At 37.3% G+C, this 415-nt stretch carries 1 protein-coding gene; it reads left to right on the forward strand.

Going from position 1 to position 415, the window contains the following annotated elements; all coding sequences use genetic code 11:
- On the forward strand, window positions 1-415 hold a 415-nt coding region (locus HMPREF2697_RS00860), incomplete at both ends, for an IS30 family transposase (RefSeq protein WP_142350069.1).

The raw sequence follows: 415 nt of genomic DNA on the forward strand, positions 1-415 counted from the left end.
TTGGGAAGCCGATACTGTTGCAGGTAAAACTGGAAAAGCTTGTTTAGTGACTCTAACAGACCGTTATTCTCGTTTTCTAAAAATCAAAAAGGTAGCTGTTAAGAAAAGCAAGTTGGTAATAGAAGCTATGGTAAAACTGTTAGAACCCTTGACGAAGTATACAGTAACTCCTGATAGAGGGAAAGAATTCACGTATCATCAGAAATTGAGTGATCAATTGAACATTGAAGTCTATTTTCCTGACCCTCATGCTCCATGGCAACGAGGAACCAATGAGAACACGAATGGATTACTTAGAGAATATTTTCCAAAGGGTAGTGATCTAACATTGGTTGATGATCAGACTATTCAGCTATGGGAGAACAAACTTAATAATAGGCCACGAAAATGTCTTAACTGGAAAACACCTTATGAA

This window comes from Streptococcus sp. HMSC064D12 (assembly GCF_001837205.1).
GTDB lineage: Bacteria > Bacillota > Bacilli > Lactobacillales > Streptococcaceae > Streptococcus > Streptococcus salivarius_D.